The 1,398-nt window shown below is 67.7% G+C and carries 1 pseudogene; it reads right to left on the bottom strand.

The features are described 5' to 3' along the window. A pseudogene (locus WB794_RS13460) lies at positions 1 to 1,256 on the bottom strand (transposase); the annotation flags it as partial. Between the last annotated feature and the right edge of the window lie 142 nt (positions 1,257 to 1,398).

The following is a 1,398-nucleotide window of genomic DNA, read 5'->3' on the forward strand; positions in this document are numbered from 1 at the left end:
CGCCCCGAGGGCGTCAGCTGCGCACGCAGGTTTGCATTCGGGGCGAATACGCCGTGGAAGCGGGTGAGATGCGCGCGAGGTGGCGGGACCAGTGCCGCCAGCTTGGCGATGAAGTCCACCGCATCCCATTCGACATGCGTGGTCCCATTTCGCCACGGCGTCTTGAGCTGATACCGCACCCTACCCTGCGGTGAGATCGACAGCCGCTGCTCGCTGATCGCCGGGCGCGTGATGTAGCGGCACAGCTTTTCGAGCTTGTGGCTTTCGTGTGCTTCCGCGGCCACGCCGGCATGCAGCGAGAAGCCGCCGACCTTGCCGGCATCGCCCTCCAGCGAGCCTGCGTCACCGGGCAATGTTTGCAGCGTGACGACCTTGCGGCCAGCGTCGCGACCGGTGGCGATGCGGTAGGTCATCGAACTCATCCGCAGCCCATCCATGCCGTCGTCGCTACCCGCGCTGTCGGACAGGAACACGGATTCGTCTTCGCCTTCGAGCCAGCCGCGGCGCGACAGGTGCCGGCACACGCGATGCGCGATGGTGTTGGCGAGCTGCGTCAGTTACGCAGAGGTGGGGGCACGGGCGCGGCGCAGGCGCGGCTTGCGCCGCGGGGGCTCGACGTTCGCGTCGTACACGCCGTCGAGCCACAGCATGTGGAAGTGAACATTCAGGTTCAGCGCGCTGCCGAAGCGCTGGATCAGGGTCACCGCACCGCATTGCGCCGTATCCCGCGGCACGCCGGCCTGATCGGCAAGCCAACCGGCGATCACACGATGCACGATGCCCAGCACCGGGCCGATCGCCTCAGGCTTGCTGGCGAACAGGAAGCGCAACGGGTAGGGGAAACTCAGCACCCATTGCCGCACCGGCCGCGGGCCGAACACCTCGTCCACCAGATGCCGCGCCGACTCGGCCATGCGCCGTGCGCCGCAGCTCGGGCACAGCCCGCGCTTCTTGCAGGAATACGCCACCAGCCTCTCGGCACGACAGTGCTCGCAGACCACGCGCAGGAAGCCGTGCTCGAGCACGCCGCAGCGCAGGTAGGTCTCGAACTCCTCGCGCACATACTCGGGCAGCGGGCGGTCTTCTACCTCACGGCGCGCGAGAAAGTCCGGCCAATGCGCCTGCACCAGCGAATACAGCAGCGTGCGCTCGGGACGGTGAGGCGCATAGCGAGCCGTGGGCAGATGCGCTGCCGGCGACGTTGCGTGCGCCACGGCATCCTGCAGCTGCGACACGGTCGCGGCGAGGCGCGGCACGAAACACTCCGGTGCAGGGAATGGCTGCTCAGGCTTGCGCCCGCCCCGGCCGGTTCATATCGGCCTTTTCCGGTTTTCGTATCGGACATCGCCGCGCTTAAGACAGGGCGTTTCCCACGTCGGACGCCAGAAAGCACGAAGC

Source organism: Denitratimonas tolerans (assembly GCF_037203605.1).
Classification (GTDB): Bacteria; Pseudomonadota; Gammaproteobacteria; order Xanthomonadales; family Xanthomonadaceae; genus Denitratimonas; species Denitratimonas tolerans.